This is a genomic window from Bacillus sp. 220_BSPC, assembly GCF_001054655.1.
GTDB classification, from domain to species: Bacteria; Bacillota; Bacilli; order Bacillales; family DSM-1321; genus Peribacillus; species Peribacillus frigoritolerans.
Map to the genome: position 1 here is coordinate 1 of NZ_JVPL01000046.1, position 20,168 is coordinate 20,168.

Here is a 20,168-nt window from a genome sequence, read left to right on the forward strand (position 1 = left end):
AGGGGAAATCAACCACACCTCACTACTTGGTAAATAGCAACAAAGTATGTTAAAACAGCCAAAGCAAAAGAAGCATGTAAGGAACCAGGACCTTACCTGAAGGTAATATGTTTATCTATAATGAACAAAAATATAAAACGTTTTTATCGATAAGGCATAAAGACTAATTGAATGAAAGCGGTTAATATTTATATAAGGGACTTAATTGTTTCTAACACAGGCTAATAATATATGAAAAGAAGCTTCAATTATAAGTTGATTTATAGCGGGAACAGGGCACACCATGAGTCACATATTTCAAATAAAATACGATTAAAAGGAGAGTTTAAAAGATGGGTTATCCTAAAGATTTATTAGCAAGCAGATCAATAATTGAGCACGGTAAATATGCTTTAATTGCACCTGAAGGATTGGTTAATAATGTTGTTCCGGGATTTGAGAATTGTATCATTTCCATTTTGGGTTCTCCAAAGCTTGGAGCAAGCTTTGTCGATTACATTGTGACAATGCAAAAGGAAGGAAAGAACAGCGAAGGGTTTGGTGGACAAGAAGATGTTGAGACATTTGTTTATGTTATTGAAGGGAAAATAAAAGCTGCTGCAGGTGAACAAGAGTTTGTCCTCGATGAAAGCGGTTATTTATACTGTCCGCCAGGAACAAAGATGTATTTAGAAAACCAATCGGATGGAGATTCTAAACTATTCCTATATAAGCAAAAGTATCGTCCACTTGAAGGACGGAAGCCATGGGTTTATTCAAACCATGCGAACAACATTGAATTCAGGATTTATGATGATATGCATAATGTCCATCTTAAGGATCTATTGCCTGCTGATATAGATTTTGATATGAATTTTCATATTCTTTCCTTTGATCCTGCTGCATCTCATCCATTCATCGAAACACATGTGCAAGAACATGGAGCCTACTTACTCTCGGGAGAAGGGATGTATAACCTGGATAATCAGTGGGTTCCTGTAAAGAAAGGAGATTACATTTTCATGGGTCCATATGTACATCAAGCAGCCTATGCGGTAGGCAGAGAAAATTTAACATATGTTTACTCTAAAGATTGTAATCGTGATGCATCCTTGTAAAAGGTCACATCATTTAGAAGAAATGCGTAGATGACAACTTCAAGAGATTTAATGCGGGCAGAATTGTATTTTAGGGAGATCCGGTAAGTGTAATTCAAAACCATTAAATATAAAAGAGGTGCCGAGGTATGGACCAGAATGTAATTTTGAACAAAAAGTCGATAATTGAGGAAAGAGTTTTTGAAATCGATAAAATAGCAAAATTCGATTCTAATGCACCACAAAAAAATTATTTTTATGAAACGGATAAAACTGTTGGGGCAGTTTGGTGTCTTGAACCTGAGCAGGAAGTATTTTTACATTCCCATTCGAATGTTGATGATATTTGGGTCTGCATTGAGGGGGAAGGAACATACTTTCCTGATCTAGAGAATGAGATCACGATCAGAAAAGGAATGGTAGTATTGGCCAAGCCAAATCAAATTCATGGAATGCGTAATACAGGAAACAGTCGATTCATGTTTGTAGGCTTTGCTGCAGGGGCATTGCCTATGGATATAACAAGATATTAGAAAAAGTCTAAGATTATTAAACATTACAAAATAATTTAAGTTTCTTCTTTAAAAAACAAAAAAAGTGATTAAGGCGAAGCGATTGTAATGAAGACAGCGCTTCGCTTATATTTTTATTTTTATTTATAAAAAGTGATGAGTTGTAATTTCTACGATTAGCATCCTTAAAAACTAGCAAACAGATTTTATGAAAATCCAGAAATCGGAAATGGTGATGATTAAGATGACTCAGCAAGGAGTTACTGTAACATTATTCTCCTCTTTACAGTGGCTTTTTTTTATTTTTGCCAATACGGTTGTCGTACCAATTTCTGTAGGAGCAGCATTCCAGCTTCCTACAGAAACAATTGAAATGACGATAAGATGCTCCTTTATCTTTACAGGAATATCCTGTATTCTGCAGGCCTGGATTGGGCATCGTTATCCATTATTGGACAGCCATTCGGGGCTAATGTGGGGTCTGATGATAAATATGGGCATCTCTGCATCTGCACTCGGATTGGATTTTGCAACCGTAGGAGGAGGAATTGCAACAGGTATTTTGCTGGCTGGAGCTGTAACCGTACTGCTTGCGGCATTTAACCTGATTTATATCATACAAAAAGTAATTAAGCCGATGGTGATAAGTGTTTATATATTTTTACTGACCTTTCAGCTCATCTTTATTTTCTTCAAAGGTATGTTTAAAATAACCGAAAGTGGAACAATTGATCTCCCTGTCAGTTTGTTTTCAATCTTGATAGTCATCTTCGTTGGCTTTTTAAGGATTAAAGGAGGGAAAATACTAGGCAATTTCTCAATCCTGATCGGAATTATCGTAGGATGGTCATTATATCGAATTATTTTCCCTTCAGATCTTCCGACGGCTAGCTCTTCAGGTATGGCATTCACTTTCTTTCCACTTGGAACTCCAAACTTGAATATTGGTATTATTTTTGTTTCCTTTTTTGCGGTCCTTCTGAATTTAACGAATTCTTTCGCTTCTATTCAAGCTGTTGCAGATGTTTACAAGGAAAAGGTGGAACATAGTCAATACAGGAGATCTATTTTTGTAACAGGTATTTTTGCGTTTATCACTTCGATTTTTGGCTTGGTCCCTTTTACACCATTTACATCTACGATAGGTTTTTTACAAAGTACCAAGTTATTCAAACGAAAGCCATTCATTATAAGCGGATTTTTGTTTACTCTCCTTGGAGTTATTCCGCCATTAGGTAGATTCTTAGGAACAATACCATTAACAATAGGTAACGCTGTTTTATTTGTCGCATACCTTCAATTATTCGGGACCGCATTAAACAGCCTGAAAGGAACGTTATTCAACTCTGAAACGATACTCCGTTTAGCGGGGCCAGTCCTAGTTGGAGTTAGCATCATGAATATCCCGCCAGCATTATTCGGCAGTATACCTGTCCTCTTGCAGCCTTTCATTACAAATGGTCTCATTATGGGTGTCATTATATCGATCTTTTTGGAAAAATTTATTAATTGGAATAAATTAACAAATAAATTGGGAGTCGGGCAGTAACCGATATATCTACCTGATAATGGGAATGTAAGGTTATTATTCAAAAAAACGGGATTTCATTTTACGATTGAAGAAAAAAGGTGTACACACGATTGGACATCTCTAACGATAAACTTGAAATTGATTATAAGAAAACAAAACAATAAATTTGAGAACTTGAAATCGAAAACAAATTAAGTATTGAACCCGTTCAAAGGGAGTGATGATATTTTAGAAATCCCAGTGGTTCAAAACCCCGAATGGAGTCCGGAAGAAATTCAGCAAGAGCTGGATAACGATGCTCAAGGTATCCTCGGTTATGTTGTACGTTGGGTAGAACAAGGAATTGGTTGTTCCAAAGTACCAGATATCAACAATGTAGGGTTGATGGAAGACCGTGCCACACTAAGAATTTCGAGTCAGCATATCGCTAACTGGCTTCACCACGGAATTTGTACAAAAGGACAGGTTTTGGAGACTTTACAACGAATGGCTAAAGTAGTGGATGTACAAAACAGTGGAGATTCAGCCTATCAATGTATCGCGGATAATTACGACAGCTCAGTGGCGTTTCAAGCGGCATGCGACCTAGTGTTTCAAGGCTATAACCAACCAAGTGGGTATACTGAGCCTATCCTGCATCGACGACGCATTGAAGCGAAGAAAAATAAGTGTAAACATTAAGTGATTTCTGGGGCATTCAGACCAACCAGGATCCAATGTTATTAAATTCATGAGGCTTAGCTTAGTGTCATATCTTAACTTCTACCAGTAATTCATACGGGGCTTCGGATTAAAATAAGTGATTATTCGATAAAATGGGGAACTAGTGATCACGATCACTTGTTCCCCATTTTGGTCTAATTCTTTATAAAAAGAAAAAGCAAATAAAACATATGTGAATTAGATGTAACAAAGATAAGACATCATCTTTTTAGGTTTGCAGTCCATCAAAAGTTAATTTGGCTGGCATAAGTAGAACTAGTTTCCTAATTTATCAAAAATACCAGTCAATATGATAAGGAGCTGACTTTAGCAAAAGTTCTTTTGATCATAGAAATCTGTATATATACACATTATTGGTTGTCTTTCAGTTGGTTATTTTGCACAAAAAAACACCGAAATACTAACAAAATTGTCAATGAAGTTAAATGCGAAAGCAAGTAAAATAATAGATGACATAAATTTTGTGAATGTTCATGACATCAAAGGCTATTGCGAAGGGAAGCGATATGATGGGCAATCAAAACGAAAAATTAATAGATGAAAAGGATGATGTTGCGTTCGATGATAGAATGGTTAGCATTTTTCGGGGAAACAGAGAGTAATGGGGTGACCCGGATATTATATTCCAAGGAAAGGATGAGCGCTCAGCAGGCAATGAAAGCTGAGGATGGGAAAAAACTTATTATATATTTTGATAGTGTATGCTTTAGGGGGGCCTCCGGTGGAATCAATCTGACCAGTTCCCATATGGAAACGGACAAGGATGGGGGGAATATGGCGGCGCATATGGGGGCGTCAGCCATATTGTCGGCAGCGCCTTTATACGGTGAAAATCATTAAGAGTGATCATGCGGGCACCACTCCCATTCATACAGGAAGGATGCTGTCGTCTGGCTTCGGAATTCAATGTTCCGAACGGCATCGGTGAGGAAGAGGTTTTTGAAAGGTTTTGTAAGGACACTTTTCGACTCCCGATTCCCTGGCAAAGAAAGCGGAAATGAAGCTGGGGGTTCACAATGGATGGATGTCAAACCTGTTGCGATGGATATGGATCAGGGAATCGGATTTTTGAATGAAATATTTTATAAAATAGCCTATTGAAGGAGTTGGTAAAAATGGCATATTCAGAATTGAATGCACCGATGAGAACGATCATGACACCAGGACCGGTCGAAGTTGACCCGCGTGTTTTAAGGGCGATGAGCACACCGATATTAGGGCAATTCGATCCTGCATTCACCACTATCATGAATGAAGTGATGGAAATGCTGCGTTTGGTTTTTCAAACGAAAAATAAATGGGCGTTCCCGATTGATGGCACCTCAAGATCCGGTAATGAAGCGATTCTTTGCAGCATCATTGAGCCGGGGGATAAGGTCCTGGTTCCTATATTCGGAAGGTTCGGTCATTTATTGGTGGAGATCTGTGAGCGATACGGAGCTGAAGTCCATACGATGGAATGTCCTTGGGGAGAAGTGTTCGAACCGCAAGCAGTCATTGCGGAAATCAAGAAAGTCTCCCCAAAAATAACAGCAATCGTACATGGGGAAACCTCCACTGGTTGTATGCAGCCTTTGAAGGAAATCGGGCGGGCCTGCCGTGAATTGGGTGTCCTGCTTGTTGTGGATGCGGTTGCCTCCATCGGGGGCACCGATGTTAAGATGGATGAATGGTGTATTGATGGATTGATAGGAGGGACGCAAAAATGCTTGTCCGTTCCTTCCGGTATGGCACCGATTACTTATAATGAGCGAATAGAAGAAATCATCCAGTCCCGCAAAAAGGTGGAACGTGGTATTGCCACGGATGAAGAAAACCAACAGGTTTCGCTCAGCCGTCCGATCGCCAGTAATTATTTCGATTTAAGCATGCTGCAGGATTATTGGGGACCGCGTCGTTTGAATCATCATACAGAAGCAACTTCCATGATTTATGCGTTACGTGAAGGATTGCGCCTTGTGCTCGAAGAAGGTCTGGAAACGCGCTTTGCCCGTCATGAACTCCACGAAGCAGCTCTCGTTGAAGGGATCAAGGCAATGGGACTAATGTTATTCGGGGATGGGAAAAACAAACTTCCGTGTGTAACTTGCATTGAAATTCCAAAAGGAATCGATGGTGAAGCTGTAAGAGACATGCTGTTGAATGAATTTGGCATCGAAATCGCTTCCTCATTTGGTCCGCTTCACGGGAAAATCTGGAGAATCGGGACCATGGGATTCAGTTGCAGGAAAGAAAACATCCTGTTTGTATTGGCCTCCTTGGAAGCTGTCCTTTTGCGCAAGGGGTTCCAAGTTAATCGGGGAGAGGCTTTGCAGGCTGCACTGGATGTATATGTAGGAAAGAAGGAGAAAATGGTAGCATCACAACGGTCTCTTTGAATAATGGATGTCCATGTGGATTTCAGCAAATCTGGCCATGATCATCGGGAAGGCATAGAGGGAAAACCGCTTATCAGACGGATGGGATAAGTGAACGGGAGTGCGGGGAGCCGTTAATAGTGATAGGTTCCAGTATTGCGGTCAATAACTAAAGAAGGGTTATAAAATAGAGGAGGGGGATTCCAATCGGGAATCCCCCTTTTTTTTCTATGCGTACGTATCCTTGGCAAATCAAGGGAAAGGAAACCGGACAAATGGATTGCTTGTCCGGTTTCAAACGTTACTTATTCAACTTGGTCGACGAAATATTGATTTTTCCTGAATACCATCGCTTCCATGGTTGCAATCAATTCCCTTTCATTTAACACGTCTATTTTATACCAGGCCAGTTTATGGTTTTTCTTGATCTCTTCCGCTCTGGCAATTAAAGTCTCCCCCCGTTTGCCAGCTGATAAGAAATTGATGTTGTTTGAAACGCCAACCGCTATTTTGCCATATGAATTGCTGGCTGCTGCGAACACGTAATCAGCAAGTGAAAAGATAATGGCACCATGAACCGTTCCGTGGCTATTTAGCATGTGGTCACTTGGAATCAATTCTGCTTCCGCTGTGCCGGGACCGAGTTTCGTCAATCTCATCCCTAGAAAAGAAGCATATGGTTCGTCGACCAGTACTTGTTTGATTTGATTGTAATGCAATTCGTGAATATCCTTATCTAAATGTGTGGTCATGGAAATCCCCCTTATTAATGGTCTTTTGCTGAACTTATCCCATATCCGGTGTTTGATTTGAACAGTACTTCAGCAAAACTGTTTTCCTCATCTTTTGCCTTTGACAAGATTGTGCCTAAATAAGCTCCAATAAAGCCGAGCGGCACGGTGAAAATGGTCGGGTTGCTCATCGTGAAGAGGGAATCGCCTGTGAAAATCCCCATTCCAGGTTCCGGATTCCATACATTGGGGCTAAGCATGACCAGTATGATGGAGCTGAGTAACCCGCATGACATTCCTGTGATCGCTCCGGTTGAGTTGAAACGTTTCCAATATATTGTGCAAAGGATGATCGGTAAATTGGCACTGGCAGCAATCCCAAGCGCGAGGACTGAAAGAAAAGCGACATTCATTGATTGTGCGAATAAAGCAAGTAGAATCGAAATGACCGCTACGCCGACAGAAGCCAATCGGGCAACGAGTACTTGCTGTTTTCCCGTAATATTTCCATCCTTGATGATTTCACCGTATATATCATGTGCAAAAGCGGATGCCGATGTTAAAACGAGACCGGATACAACCGCTAAAATCGTGGCAAATGCTACAGCAGAAACGAATGCGAATAAAAATTCACCGCCTATGGTCAATGCAAGAAGAGGAGCGGCCATGTTTCCAGCCGGGTTTGCATCGACGATCCGCTCAAACCCGACGAAAGATGCAGCGCCGAAACCAAGGAAAATCGTCATGATGAAAAATACCCCTATAAACCATGTGGAATATACGACGGATTTCCTTGCAGTAGCTGCGTCCTTTACTGTAAAGAAGCGGACGAGTAAATGCGGAAGGCCGGCTGCTCCAAGGACAAGCGACATATTAAATGAAATCATGTCGAGTCCATCGGTGTATTTATTTCCTGGATTCAAAAAATCCTTTCCGAGCGGTGTTGCAGTTTGGACATGATGAAACATCTCTGAAATGTTGAAATTAAAACGTGAAAATACGATGAACGTCAACACAGCAGAACCGCCTAGCAAGAGAACCGCTTTGGTGATCTGCACCCAGCTTGTCGCTGTCATCCCTCCGAAAATCACATAAATCGTCATCAGTACACCGACAAGAAGAACGGATAGCCAATAATCGATGCCCAGCAAGAGTTTAATTAATCCTCCTGCACCGACAAGTTGGGCAATCATGTAAAAGATTGAAATGACAAGTGTGTTAGCCGCAGCTATCCCTCGCACTTTTTTTGATTTGAAGCGTGCTGAAATCATATCTGCCAGCGTAAACTTACCTAGATTGCGTAGTGGTTCCGACACAAGATACAATAAGACAAGAAAGGCAACAAGGTTCCCGATGCTCATGTAAAAGCCATCAAAACCAATCAGTGCGATTGCACCCGTAATTCCGAGGAAAGATGCGGCTGACATAAAGTCACCTGCCACGGCCAATCCATTCTGCCATGCTGTCAATCCGCCGCCGGCCGTATAAAAATCACTGGCATTTTTTGTCTTCTTAGAAGAGTAATAGGTTATAGTAAGCGTTAACAAGATGATGCCCAAAAAAAGCGTGAGGGATAAAATGCTCATTCGCCAAGCTCCTTCTCATATTTATTCAAGATATTTTTAGCCATCTTGTCGTACTTCGCTGCTTTTTTTATATAGACGATTCCCCCTATCCATACGACGGCAAATTGGAGGAGTGCGTATACCCAAGCCCAAGTAATATGGAAGAAGGCTTCGCCTTTCAACACTTCGCTATAAGCAGCTAAAATTGGCAGAACAAAATAAAAAGCAAGAAAAAAGAGAGTGACAGGTACGATGAAAGCTTTTTTTCTTTGGATTAGTTCCTTGAATTCTTCTGTTTCAATTAATTGACGATACTTATTTCCTCTGTCATGTCCTGATGGCGAATGCCCAGTTTTAGCCTGTGATTCCATGGTAAGCCCCCATTTAGTGTAGTACGATTTTAAAACGAGTGTTTGATAAAATGATATATCATTGTTAAAATTAACATAGTCTGAAAATTTAGTAAATTAGTATTTTGTCTATTCATCCATTTTATCTGAATTATAAAAACATGATTGACAACGTAGAAATGACGTATTAATCTTGAACTAAATCATAACAATAATTTAATCTTCGTTTTATTACTGTTATGAATGTCGGTTGGATCAATAGTAAAATTGAGGGGGACTGAAAAAATGTACAATCCGGAAGTTGAAACGGCTTCGCGTGCTGAAATGGAAAGTCTACAAATGGCACGCCTAAAAAAAACGATTAGCCATGTTTATGAAAATGTACCTTATTACAGAGAAAGGTTTAGAGAGATGGGCCTGGAACCAGAAGATATTCAAACTCTAAACGATGTGATAAAGCTTCCCTTTACAAAAAAACAGACGCTTCGTGATCAGTATCCATTCGGTTTATTTGCCGTTCCGATGGAGGATGTAACACGCATTCATGGTTCATCCGGAACGAGCGGAAAGCCTACAATTGTCGGGTATACAAAAAATGATTTGGAAAACTGGGCAACAATCGTCGCACGTGGAATTGTAGCTGCAGGAGGCCGCAAGTCAGATATTTTCCATAACGCATATGGATATGGTCTGTTTACAGGGGGCCTGGGCTTGCATTGCGGGGCAGAAAAGCTAGGAGTTGCGACAGTACCCATTTCAGGGGGGAATACCGATAGGCAGATTACGATCATCAATGACTTTAAACCGCGAGGCATTTGCGGAACGCCTACTTATATTTTGAATATCGCTGAAAAGATGGAAGAGATGGGAATCGATCCTGCTGATAATGGGCTTGAGTATGGGATTTTCGGAGCTGAGCCATGGTCGGAGGCGATGAGGGCAACACTTGAAAGGAAACTGAAATTGAAAGCCATCGATATTTACGGATTAAGTGAAATCATGGGGCCGGGAGTGGCGATTGAATGTCATGAAGCACAGGATGGACTCCATATCGCAGAAGACCATTTTCTTGTCGAGGTCATTAATCCGGACACGCTTGAACGGGTTGAGGACGGCGTAGATGGGGAACTTGTCTTTACCAGTCTTACAAAGGAAGCGCTTCCAATCATTCGTTACCGTACAGGTGACATCGCCTCAATTACACATGAACCGTGTAAATGCGGGCGTACGACAACTAGAATGTCCCGTGTTAAGGGCAGAACGGATGATATGATCATTGTCAGGGGAGTGAATGTATTTCCATCTGAAATAGAGCGTGTGTTATTCCAAATGGAGGGAATTGTGCCGCACTATCAGATTCATCTGGTTAAGAAGGGAAATATGGACGGTGTTGAACTGCACATTGAAATTGAAAGCGGTTTCTACAGGGAGATTGAAGAAGACTTAACGCATGGGAATGTAGAGATATTAAGGAAAACGATTCAGCATCATTTGAAATCAGCATGTCTTGTCACGATGGATATTGTTGTCAACATCCCAAAAAGCATTCCCCGATCAGAAGGAAAAGCGATTCGTGTCGTTGATAAGCGGAAGGATGAAGTCATTCGTTTATAAATGCCATACCATGAACATGCATGTTGAAACCGGACGATTCTGTCGTTCAGTTCTTTCCAGCTGAAGTATCGATTGGAATAAGTGGAGCTGAAGAAATTGAACAAGTAAACGCCATACATAAAGCGGATGCAATCGTGTTTAAATATCGGTTTATCTCTTAATGGAAGAGAAGATGGAGCCAATCATGAAATGCAGAAGGAGGAGGGCCTCTTGTCAAAATATACAGTTGTGGATCAAGAAACTTGCATTGCATGTGGTGCATGCGGTGCCGCTGCACCTGAAATCTTTGATTACAATGATGAGGGAGTGGCATTTGTCATCCTGGATGAAAATGAAGGAACTGCAGAGGTCGCGGAAGGTTTATTTGATGATCTGGATGATGCAGTGGAGGGTTGTCCGACAGATTCAATCAAAGTGGAAACTTCGCCCTTTAAAGTTTTAGTGGATTAAAAGAATCAAATAAACCCAGAAAACTTCCTTTTATTTTAAAAAAAAGACAGAATAGTCTTGCATTAAATATAACAGTAAAATATAATAACGTTATATAAACGTTATATTAGAAAAAAGAGGTGATTTGGATGAACGTTCTTTTAAATGATATGGCAGGAGAAGAAAAGCTAAATCAATTCATTGCCAGAATCGAAGCGGGAGAAAAGATAGAGGCGGATGATTGGATGCCGGAAGAATACCGGGGCACTTTAATCAAATTAATATCGATGCATGGAATCAGTGAAATCATGGGGGCGCTTCCAGAAAAGGAATGGGTACCTAAAGCCCCGACCTTAAATAGGAAACTTGGAATCATGGCAAAGGTGCAGGATGAAATGGGGCATGGGCAATTATTGCTTCGCGTCGCCGAGGATTTGCTAAAGCCTTACAGTAAAAAACGGGATGACCTCATGCAAGATTTGTTTAAAGGAGATTTAAAGTTTCATAATGTTTTCCATATGGAAGCCAAATCCTGGGGCGATGCTGGATTGATTGGCTGGCTGGTTGATGGTGCAGCCATCATTTCCCAGACGAACATGCTTGGCGCCTCATATGGACCTTATGCCCGGGCATTACAGAGGATTTGCGCGGAAGAAGTTTTTCACGCGCAGCATGGTGAAGCGATAATCATGGCTTTGGCTGAAGGGACGGAAGAACAAAGGAAATTGGTTCAAGACTCCATCAATTATTGGTGGGAATCTTTATTACTTTTCTTTGGACCTCCCAGTAAGAATGAAGTGGGCACATCCAAACAGGATATAACGATTAAGTACAAAATCAGAACCAGTACGAATGAAGAACTTCGACAAGCTTTTTTTTCCAAATATGTGAAGCGGATCCTTTCACTTGGCTTCAGCATTCCAGATGAAACGCTTAGGTTTGACAAAGAGTCTGAAACCTGGATTTACCAACAACCCGATTGGGGGAAATTGAAGGTGTTCGCAAGGAATGAAGGTCCCCGTTCGCAGGATCGCTTAAGTCTTCGAAGAAATTCTTATGAAAAAAATAAATGGGTACGCGAGGCATTGGCGCCAAAGGTCATTTAAGGGAGGGGGAAGGACGATATGGAAACTAGACAAGGAAATTACTTTGAAGAATTTGAAGTATTCAGCCGTAAAACCCAATCATCACCCGTTCAATACCACTTCAGCCTGCTGGCGCCGAATGAGGATATCGCCATCATGATGGCACAAGAAAACTTCATGAGACGTGAATCGGTTGATGATATCTGGGTCGTGAAAAGACGGAATATACGGAAAATGACGGCCGAGGAAAAGAAAACGCTTCAACGTATCGATAATAAAGACTATAGGACCACAAAAGGGTACGGGTATTTAAAGAAAAAATGGCGGAAGTATGAGCAGGGAATGCTCGATGAAAAAGAGATAATGTCTTGGGCTGGAGGTGTGAAAAATGAGGAATGAATCATTGAAGGACATCGCAATCAAGGAATTGCTGCTTCAACTGGCGGACGATGACTTCATCCATTCATACCGTGGTGCAGAATGGTTGGGACTCGCACCGCATATCGAAGAAGATGTTGCATCCGCCTCGATATCCCAAGACACGATGGGGCATGCAGCCATTTATTATAAGTTACTTGATGAACTCGGTGAAGGGGATGCTGATAAGCTGGCTCATGACCGTCCCGCCAAGGAACGGCGCAATGCGATCATTCTCGAATTGGTCAATGGTCCTGGTCACTATATGAAAGATCCGGATTATGATTGGGCGTTTGCGGTAGTGCGGAATTATTTTTATACCCAAGCCAAAGCAATTAAGGTTCAATCCCTTCATTCATGTTCATATGAACCGCTTGCTGAAGTGGCACAAAAGGTACAGATGGAACTTTACTATCATTTGATGCACTGGAAAACCTGGTTCGTCCAATTGCTGGGATCTGGTCACTTGGAAGCGGTTTCGAGAATGAAAGCGGCGATCGGAAAAACAATGCCCGATTTTGCTGGCGTATTTTCACTGGGACAATATGGGGAGGAAATGGTTGAGCTCGGCTTGATAGAGGGCGAAGCTGACTTACAGAAAAAATGGATCGAGGCCATTACCCCAATTTTTGAAAGTGTAGGCTTGGCAACAACTATTGAAATAGGCATGGCAAGAGGTGATGGCCGTAATGGCCAGCATACGGAAGATTTGGAAAAGGCGCTAAAAACGTTAAGTGAAGTATACGCAACAGATAAAGCAGCTTCATGGTAATTCAATAGAAAGGGGAGGGGTACCATGTCGACCGTACAGTTAAACACAGAAGAAATATATAAGCTCCTGGAAGACGTTAAAGATCCCGAAATCGATACAGTAAGTATATTGGATTTAGGGATGGTTCAAGACGTGACGGTTTCGGGCCAGGACGTCTCGGTAAAAATGCTGCCAACTTTTCTAGGGTGCCCGGCATTGTCGATCATTCAAAAAAATGTGGAAACAGCCCTTAAACAGCTGCCTGCCGTAAAAAATGTAAGTGTGGAATTTTTACGTTCCCCTTCCTGGACATCCGATCGAATTACGGAAAAGGGGAAAGCTGGATTGAAGGTTTTCGGAATCTCCCCTCCTCCTCGACAAATGAAAAGTGATGGATCATGGCATGTGGACTGCCCATATTGTGAATCGACATATGTAACGATGGAAAATATCTTCGGTCCTACGGCCTGCCGCAGCATTTTATATTGTAGAGCATGCAAAAATCCGTTCGAAGCGATGAAACCGATGATAAAACTTATCTAATAAAATGGAGGTTATAAAATGGTAAAGTTAATCGCCCTATACAAACAACCTGAAAACAAGGAAGAGTTCGATGAGCACTATTTCAATGTACATGGCCCGATAACGGAAAAAATTCCTGGTCTTCAAAAAATGGAGGTCACTAAAATTGTAGGGACCCCAATGGGCAAAGACTCTGAGTATTACATTCTTTGTGAAATGTATTATGAAGACCATGATGCATTGCAACAAGGAATGCGTTCCCCGGAAGGAAAAGCATCAGGGAAAGACCTAATGGGCTTTGCCGGGAAACTTGTAACGATGATGATCGGTGAAGAAATAAAATGAATGCGCTTCAATTCATCGAAACGTCAATCGCGGATGGAATTGGTTATATCTCTTTAAATCGGCCTAAGCAACTTAATGCCCTTAACAGGATAATGGTTAGGGAAATAGTTTCGACCATGGAAGAATTCGACCGGGACCCACAAGTGAAGGTGATTTTGCTATCGGGCAATGGAAAAGCATTTTCCGCTGGAGCTGATATTGACGAGATGGTGAACGATGATCCAATCAGTATGGAGTTAACGAACCAATTTGCCGATTGGGACCGAATAAGCCTAGTCAAGAAGCCTGTGATTGGTGCGGTGAAAAGTTTTGTATTCGGCGGTGGTTTTGAACTTGCTTTATCCTGTGATTTCCTGATTGCAGCCAGCGATACCCAGTTTTCCTTTCCTGAAGTGACACTAGGGGTCATGCCTGGTGCAGGAGGAACCCAAAGGTTGACGAAATTGGTAGGCAAGACGAAGGCACTTGAATGGATATTGACGGCTGAAAGGATAAAGGCAAAGACAGCCCTGCAATATGGTTTCATTAATAAGATCGTGGCACCTGAATTGTTAATGGAAGAATCGGTTGATTTTGCTAGAAAGATAGCAAAGCAACCCCCGTTAGCTGTAAGGCTGATCAAAGAATCCATCAATAAGGCCGTTGATTATCCCTTAAATGAGGGCATGCAGTTTGAACGTAAGAATTTCTATATCCTTTTCGCATCAGAGGACCAAAAAGAAGGAATGAAAGCATTTGTTGAAAAAAGGGAGCCAAAATTCACAGGCGGATAAGGGGTGCTCTATGTACGAAACGATCAAATATAGTGTTGAAAATGGAGTTGCTTGGCTTACTTTGAACCGTCCTGATAAACTAAATGCCTTTACGTCCCAAATGAATAAGGAAATACAGAAAGCGATCAAAATATCCGCGGGGGCAGATGAAGTCCGGGCCATTATCGTTACTGGGGAAGGCAGGGCATTTTGTTCGGGGCAGGATTTATCGGATGTTGATGAGGGCATGAATTTAGGCCAGAAGCTGCGTGAGGATTACGGTCCGATGATGGAGCAAATAGCAAACTGTGAAAAACCGATCATTGCAGGAGTCAATGGAGTGGCTGCAGGTGCTGGCTTCAGCCTGGCGCTGGCATGCGATTTTCGGCTTGTTTCTGAAAAAGCCAGTTTTTTAAATGCCTTTGTCAATATTGGATTGATTCCTGATTCGGGGAATCTGTATTACCTTTCGCGAATCGTTGGTCATGCGAAAGCCCTGGAATTATCTTTATTGGGCGAAAAGGTTACGGCTGGCGAGGCGAAAAATATCGGGCTCGCTACAAAAGTGATCGGTGTGGATGAGTGGAACGAGCATTTGAAAGCCTTTGCAGAGAATATCGCAAACAAGCCAACGAAGGCAATCGGATTAATCAAAAGATACTTAGAGGCGTCCTATCATCTTTCATTGGAAGAATACTTAAAAGAAGAAGCGGAGGGTCAGCGCATTGCTGGCTTAACGAAGGATTATGCAGAAGGTGTGGCAGCATTCACTGAAAAAAGGAAAGCTCATTTCATAGGCAAGTAATATAGAAAAGGGAGTGGGATTACATGGTTAGAGTACAAGAGGCGGCATTTGAAAAAGCGGAAATGAAGCGTGATTATTATCATCTGATCATTAATGGGGAAAGAGTGGAAAGCTCGGATGGTTCCACGATTGATGCGTACAATCCTGCGACTGGTGAAATCATTGCCAAGGTTGCAAAGGCGACCAAGGAAGATGCAGAAAAGGCTGTTCAAGCTGCACGTGAAGCATTTGATAACGGGAAATGGAAGAGGACTCCGATTAACAAACGGTCTCGTGTTTTGAACAAAATTGCAGCGATCATGCGTTCACGCTTTAATGAATTGGTTGAATTGGAAGTCCTGAACAGCGGCAAATCCATTTCTGCAGCGCAAGGCCAAGTCATGCAGGCAATTGAAGATTTCGAGTTTTATGCAGGAGCGTTAGTTGCACACCGCGGATCTGTGAATAATGTGCCTGGTCAATTCCATAACTATACGGAAAAAGAGCCAGTAGGCGTTTGTGCCCAAATCATCCCATGGAATTACCCTATGATGATGGCAGCGTGGAAAATTGCACCTGCAATCGCGGTTGGCTGTTCAGTAATCGTTAAGCCAGCCTCGTTAACGCCGCTGACGGCCATTGTTTTAGGGGAAATCTGTTTAGAAGCAGGTGTTCCTTCTGGCGTGGTCAATATCATTCCAGGTCCTGGATCGGACGTAGGGAATTACCTTGTTCAGCATCCGAAAGTGAATAAGGTGGCCTTCACGGGTTCTACGCCAATCGGCAGGGATCTTATGGGCAAGGCTTCACAGACATTAAAAAGGGTCACATTGGAGCTTGGCGGCAAGTCCCCTAATATTGTTTTTGAAGATGCAGACCTTGAAGCAGCCATCGATGGATCATTATATGGAATTTTCTATAATACTGGGCAGTCTTGCGAAGCTAGATCCCGTTTATACGTTCACGAAGACATATACGATGAGTTCGTTGCCAGATTCGTAGAAAAGACGAAAAAATTGAAATTGGGCAATCCGCTCGACAAAGAAACACACATCGGTGCAGTCATAGATCAAGGGCAATTGGATGTCATCGACAATTATGTCCAATCTGCCATTACTGATGGAGCGAAGATCCTGACGGGAGGAAAGCCAGCAGTCATTGAAGGTTTCGAAAACGGTTATTGGTATGAGCCGACGGTCATAGCGAATGTCAATCATGAAATGGATGTAGTGAAAGAGGAAATATTCGGGCCGGTCGTTGTCATAATGAAATTCAAAGATGAAAAAGAAGCTGTGAGGCTCGCGAATGATACGGAATTCGGTTTGGGTTCAGCCCTTTGGACAAAAGATGGCGGGCGTGCAACTAGAGTGGCCAATCAAATAGAAGCGGGAATCGTCATGGTGAATTGCCCATTCTCCGCATTTCCTGGAACACCTTTCGGAGGGTATAAACAGTCAGGATTCGGCCGGGAACTTTGCATTGAGACACTTGATCTTTATACAGAAACGAAAAGCATCATTTCCTACCATGGAAGCCGTCCCTTAAATCCATTTGGAATTCAATAAAACAAAAAAATAGACGGCTGGCTGAACGGTATGTCGGAAAAGTAATTCAGATATGGTTGAATGCTTATCTGATTCATCCGCAGCCAGCCCTATTTATTTTTGAAGGAGGAATGAACGAATGATTAGTAATCTAGTGGTTGTCGGATCTGGTGTCATGGGCAGGGGAATAGCTTATGTAGGAGCAATAGGGGGCTTTAATGTAGTATTGGTGGATGTGAATCAGGATGCTTTGGAAAGTGCAAGAAACGAAATCGATTCCATTTTTGAAAAGGGTTTGCGCTACCAAAAAATTACGGAGGAAGAAGCGGCAGCTGCAAAAAGCAGATTTACCTATTCTGCCAATCTGAAAGAATCAGCAGCATATGCCGACTTGATCATAGAGGCAGTTCCGGAAAAGGCGGAAATCAAGAGGGCAGTCTTCGAAACGATTGAAGTCCATGCAAAAGAAGATTGTTACTTTGCAACCAATACTTCCACGATGAGTCCGACAGAAATCGGTTCTTATGGAAAGCGTCCCGAAAAAACGATTGCCATGCATTTTTTCAATCCTGTACAAAGGATGCCGCTCGTTGAGATTGTACGTGGTCTTGAAACAAGCGATGAAACGGCAGCCATAATAAAAGAGGTAGCCGAAAAAATGGGGAAAGAGACCGTGGTAATAAATGAATTCCCTGGGTTTGTTACAAGCAGGATCAGCTGTTTGGTAGGTAATGAAGCGTTCTTTATGCTTCAAGAAGGCTTAGGAACACCAGAAGAAATCGATAAGGCAATAAAGTTAGGGCTGAATTACCCAATGGGACCATTTGAGCTAGGTGATTTGGTGGGATTGGATGCCCGTTTGAATAATTTAAAATATTTACATAGTAAACTGGGTGAGAAATACCGCCCGGCTCCCCTCCTTGAACAGTATGTTAAAGCTGGCAGGCTCGGCCGTAAGTCTGGTAAAGGTGTGTACGATTATACAAAAGATGGCGAGCTGGTGAGGAAATGAAGGATGTAGTGATCATTGATGCTGTGAGAACACCAATCGGAAGATATAAAGGCGCATTGAAAAGCGTTCGCCCGGATGATCTCGGCGCAATTGTAATCAAGGCGCTGATGGATCGCAATCCAGAGCTGCCGCCTGATCAAATTGAAGATGTCATCTTCGGGAATGCAAATCAAGCGGGAGAGGATAATCGCGACGTGGCCCGGATGTCCGCCCTTTTAGCTGGTCTTCCGGTAAATGTAGCTGGAACGACAATAAATCGTTTATGTGGATCCGGATTGGATGCCGTCATGTATGCAGCACGCTCCATTGCAGTCGGTGAAGGCGATATTTATATCGCAGGGGGTACTGAAAGCATGACAAGGGCGCCGTACGTCATGGCCAAACCTGAGAGTGAATTTCCGCGGGGTTCAATGGAGCTTCAGGATACAACGATCGGATGGCGTTTCACGAATGAGAAACTTAAAGAAATGTATGGTGCGGATTCCATGCCTCAAACGGCTGAAAACGTCGCCCTGCGTTTTTCTGTTTCAAGGGAGGACCAAGATCAATTCGCTTATCAAAGCCAGCAAAGGGCGAAAAACGCAGTGGAAAATGAGCGTTTCATTAATGAAATCGTACCTGTTCGATATACGGATCGAAAAGGGAATGAGGTCATTTTCGATAAAGATGAACACCCTCGTCCTGACACGACCATCGAAAAGCTGGAAAAACTCAAACCGATCTTTAAAGGCGGCACTGTAACCGCCGGTAATGCTTCAGGTGTAAATGATGGAGCCTCGGCACTGCTTTTGATGAGTGCAGAAAAAGCACGGGAGCTTGGATTGAAGCCTCTGGCCAAATATGTTGTAGGGGCGGTAGCGGGCTTGGAACCGTCCATTATGGGCCTTGGCCCGATTCATGCCACTAAAAAAGCATTGGAGAGGGCAAGTTTGAAGATTGAAGACATCGGGCTGGTCGAATTGAATGAAGCATTTGCTTCCCAATCCTTGGAGTGCATCCGCCAATTGAAATTGGATCAGGAGAAAGTGAATGTCAACGGAGGTGCAATAGCGTTTGGCCATCCGCTCGGTGCAAGCGGGGCGCGTATTTTAACAACACTCGTCCACGAAATGAAAAAGCGGAAAGTACGCTATGGCCTTGCAACGATGTGTGTGGGCGTAGGCCAAGGCATATCCGCCATTATAGAAAATATTGATAAAGAATGATTAAGCGTAGGGCCCTTATTAATTTTATCTGCATAAGGGTCATTTTTTCAAAAGGGGAGGAGACTCATGTCCAAGGTTATTTATAAAGTGATAAATCAAATCGGCTATATAACAGTGAATCGGCCCGACGTATTGAACTGCTTCGACTATGAGACACTTTGTGAACTGCAGGAAGTCATCGATGCCGTTTATTATGACGGCGATATCCGTGTCGTCATTTTCACCGGTGCAGGGGAAAAGGCATTCAGCGCGGGAGCGGATTTGAAAGAAAGGAAGTCTTTGAATGATGCAGAAGTAAGAAGGAACGTTAAAGCGATACGCGATGTTTTTAATAGTATCGCAGGGCTTCCGCAGCCGACAATGGCTGCCGTCAATGGATATGCATTGGGGGGAGGATTTGAATGGCTGCTTTCATGTGACTTTGCAATTGCTGCGGAAGGTGTTTCTTTGGGGCTCACTGAAACTAGCTGGGCCATTATTCCGGGAGCAGGCGGGACACAGCGGCTGCCGAGATTGATTGGGGAAATGAAGGCGAAGGAATTGATCTTGACCGCTAAAAAATTGACTGCGGAAGAAGCATGTCAATTAGGGATCCTTTTGAAGGTCGTGCCTAGGGATCGTCTTATGTCAGCCTGTGAGGAATTGGCAGACAATATCATGAAGAATGGACCGATTGCAGTCAAACAAGCCAAATATGCGATTGACCAAGGAATGAATACGGACTTGCAAACGGGAATGGCCATAGAAGGAAAAGCCTATGAATTGACCATTCCGACTCAAGATAGATCGGAAGCGCTCCTGGCATTTAGTGAACGGAGAAAAGCGCGATTTACTGGTGAATAATATTGCGCTTTCATTTTAAA

The 20,168-nt window shown here is 42.5% G+C and carries 23 protein-coding genes and 1 pseudogene; 21 read left to right on the forward strand and 3 right to left on the reverse strand.

What is annotated here, in order from left to right:
• Window positions 1-332: 332 nt before the first annotated feature.
• From allE to ADA55_RS02875, 7 genes and pseudogenes are all read left to right on the forward strand, one after another.
• On the forward strand, window positions 333-1,097 hold the full coding sequence (gene allE, locus ADA55_RS02850; protein ID WP_048678712.1) for a (S)-ureidoglycine aminohydrolase: 765 nt from the start codon (window positions 333-335) through the stop codon (window positions 1,095-1,097).
• A 128-nt stretch (window positions 1,098-1,225) separates the two neighbouring features.
• Window positions 1,226-1,609 carry a cupin domain-containing protein gene (locus ADA55_RS02855; RefSeq protein WP_207117649.1) on the forward strand — a complete coding sequence of 128 codons (384 nt, stop codon included), beginning with the start codon at window positions 1,226-1,228 and terminating at the stop codon, window positions 1,607-1,609.
• 223 nt (window positions 1,610-1,832) lie between these two features.
• Window positions 1,833-3,137 (forward strand): uracil/xanthine transporter, encoded by a 1,305-nt coding sequence (locus tag ADA55_RS02860; protein ID WP_048678715.1) that lies wholly within the window; start codon window positions 1,833-1,835, stop codon window positions 3,135-3,137.
• Window positions 3,138-3,338: 201 nt separating this feature from the next.
• Window positions 3,339-3,800 (forward strand): annotated as a pseudogene (locus ADA55_RS02865) (malate synthase G); the annotation flags it as partial.
• 603 nt (window positions 3,801-4,403) lie between these two features.
• Window positions 4,404-4,682, forward strand: coding sequence for a hypothetical protein (locus ADA55_RS02870; protein ID WP_048678721.1), 279 nt, complete (start codon window positions 4,404-4,406; stop codon window positions 4,680-4,682).
• A gap of 99 nt (window positions 4,683-4,781) precedes the next feature.
• Window positions 4,782-4,943, forward strand: a complete 162-nt coding sequence (locus tag ADA55_RS29110) for a hypothetical protein (protein WP_153246089.1) — start codon at window positions 4,782-4,784, stop codon at window positions 4,941-4,943.
• Window positions 4,944-4,957: 14 nt separating this feature from the next.
• Window positions 4,958-6,220, forward strand: coding sequence for a pyridoxal-phosphate-dependent aminotransferase family protein (locus ADA55_RS02875; RefSeq protein ID WP_048678724.1), 1,263 nt, complete (start codon window positions 4,958-4,960; stop codon window positions 6,218-6,220).
• Between the two features lie 284 nt (window positions 6,221-6,504).
• Here ADA55_RS02875 and ADA55_RS02880 read toward each other — a convergent pair whose 3' ends face one another.
• The 3 genes from ADA55_RS02880 to ADA55_RS02890 are packed head-to-tail and all read right to left on the reverse strand — an operon-like array spanning window position 6,505 to window position 8,866.
• Window positions 6,505-6,951: a PaaI family thioesterase gene (locus ADA55_RS02880; RefSeq protein ID WP_048678729.1), complete on the reverse strand. Its 447-nt coding sequence runs from the start codon at window positions 6,949-6,951 to the stop codon at window positions 6,505-6,507.
• Between the two features lie 14 nt (window positions 6,952-6,965).
• Entirely contained in the window at window positions 6,966-8,516 is a 1,551-nt protein-coding gene (locus ADA55_RS02885) for a solute symporter family protein (protein WP_048678731.1), read from the reverse strand.
• Window positions 8,513-8,866 carry a DUF485 domain-containing protein gene (locus ADA55_RS02890; protein WP_048678734.1) on the reverse strand — a complete coding sequence of 118 codons (354 nt, stop codon included), beginning with the start codon at window positions 8,864-8,866 and terminating at the stop codon, window positions 8,513-8,515. The genes ADA55_RS02885 and ADA55_RS02890 overlap by 4 nt, the downstream gene beginning before the upstream one ends.
• Before the next feature lie 264 nt (window positions 8,867-9,130).
• On the opposite strand from ADA55_RS02890, the gene ADA55_RS02895 reads away from it, so the two are divergent.
• The 14 genes from ADA55_RS02895 (at window position 9,131) to ADA55_RS02955 (ending at window position 20,148) form a co-directional block, all read left to right on the forward strand.
• A complete protein-coding gene (locus ADA55_RS02895) occupies window positions 9,131-10,459 on the forward strand; it encodes a phenylacetate--CoA ligase family protein (protein ID WP_048678737.1) in 1,329 nt (442 codons plus the stop codon).
• Between the two features lie 23 nt (window positions 10,460-10,482).
• Window positions 10,483-10,620, forward strand: a complete 138-nt coding sequence (locus ADA55_RS29115) for a hypothetical protein (protein ID WP_153246090.1) — start codon at window positions 10,483-10,485, stop codon at window positions 10,618-10,620.
• Between the two features lie 49 nt (window positions 10,621-10,669).
• Window positions 10,670-10,909, forward strand: a complete 240-nt coding sequence (locus tag ADA55_RS02900; protein WP_048678740.1) for a ferredoxin — start codon at window positions 10,670-10,672, stop codon at window positions 10,907-10,909.
• A 128-nt stretch (window positions 10,910-11,037) separates the two neighbouring features.
• Complete coding sequence (gene paaA, locus ADA55_RS02905) at window positions 11,038-11,994, forward strand: 1,2-phenylacetyl-CoA epoxidase subunit PaaA (RefSeq protein WP_048678742.1); 957 nt, start codon at window positions 11,038-11,040, stop codon at window positions 11,992-11,994.
• An 18-nt stretch (window positions 11,995-12,012) separates the two neighbouring features.
• Window positions 12,013-12,372 (forward strand): 1,2-phenylacetyl-CoA epoxidase subunit PaaB, encoded by a 360-nt coding sequence (gene paaB / locus ADA55_RS02910; protein WP_048678746.1) that lies wholly within the window; start codon window positions 12,013-12,015, stop codon window positions 12,370-12,372.
• Complete coding sequence (gene paaC, locus ADA55_RS02915) at window positions 12,362-13,162, forward strand: 1,2-phenylacetyl-CoA epoxidase subunit PaaC (protein ID WP_048678749.1); 801 nt, start codon at window positions 12,362-12,364, stop codon at window positions 13,160-13,162. The genes paaB and paaC overlap by 11 nt, the downstream gene beginning before the upstream one ends.
• Before the next feature lie 24 nt (window positions 13,163-13,186).
• Window positions 13,187-13,684 carry a 1,2-phenylacetyl-CoA epoxidase subunit PaaD gene (gene paaD, locus ADA55_RS02920; RefSeq protein WP_048678751.1) on the forward strand — a complete coding sequence of 166 codons (498 nt, stop codon included), beginning with the start codon at window positions 13,187-13,189 and terminating at the stop codon, window positions 13,682-13,684.
• 18 nt (window positions 13,685-13,702) lie between these two features.
• A complete protein-coding gene (locus ADA55_RS02925; protein WP_034314904.1) occupies window positions 13,703-14,008 on the forward strand; it encodes an EthD family reductase in 306 nt (101 codons plus the stop codon).
• Window positions 14,005-14,781, forward strand: coding sequence for an enoyl-CoA hydratase/isomerase family protein (locus tag ADA55_RS02930; protein WP_048678754.1), 777 nt, complete (start codon window positions 14,005-14,007; stop codon window positions 14,779-14,781). Before ADA55_RS02925 ends, ADA55_RS02930 begins: the two co-directional genes overlap by 4 nt.
• Window positions 14,782-14,791: 10 nt before the next feature.
• Window positions 14,792-15,565, forward strand: coding sequence for an enoyl-CoA hydratase-related protein (locus ADA55_RS02935; protein WP_048678757.1), 774 nt, complete (start codon window positions 14,792-14,794; stop codon window positions 15,563-15,565).
• A 23-nt stretch (window positions 15,566-15,588) separates the two neighbouring features.
• The gene (locus ADA55_RS02940) at window positions 15,589-17,109 is read left to right on the forward strand and encodes an aldehyde dehydrogenase family protein (RefSeq protein ID WP_048678761.1); all 1,521 of its coding nucleotides are present in this window, start codon (window positions 15,589-15,591) and stop codon (window positions 17,107-17,109) included.
• Between the two features lie 118 nt (window positions 17,110-17,227).
• Window positions 17,228-18,100: a 3-hydroxyacyl-CoA dehydrogenase gene (locus ADA55_RS02945; RefSeq protein WP_048678764.1), complete on the forward strand. Its 873-nt coding sequence runs from the start codon at window positions 17,228-17,230 to the stop codon at window positions 18,098-18,100.
• On the forward strand, window positions 18,097-19,305 hold the full coding sequence (locus ADA55_RS02950) for an acetyl-CoA C-acyltransferase (protein WP_048678767.1): 1,209 nt from the start codon (window positions 18,097-18,099) through the stop codon (window positions 19,303-19,305). Before ADA55_RS02945 ends, ADA55_RS02950 begins: the two co-directional genes overlap by 4 nt.
• 66 nt (window positions 19,306-19,371) lie before the next feature.
• Window positions 19,372-20,148, forward strand: coding sequence for an enoyl-CoA hydratase-related protein (locus ADA55_RS02955; protein WP_048678772.1), 777 nt, complete (start codon window positions 19,372-19,374; stop codon window positions 20,146-20,148).
• Window positions 20,149-20,168: the final 20 nt, after the last annotated feature.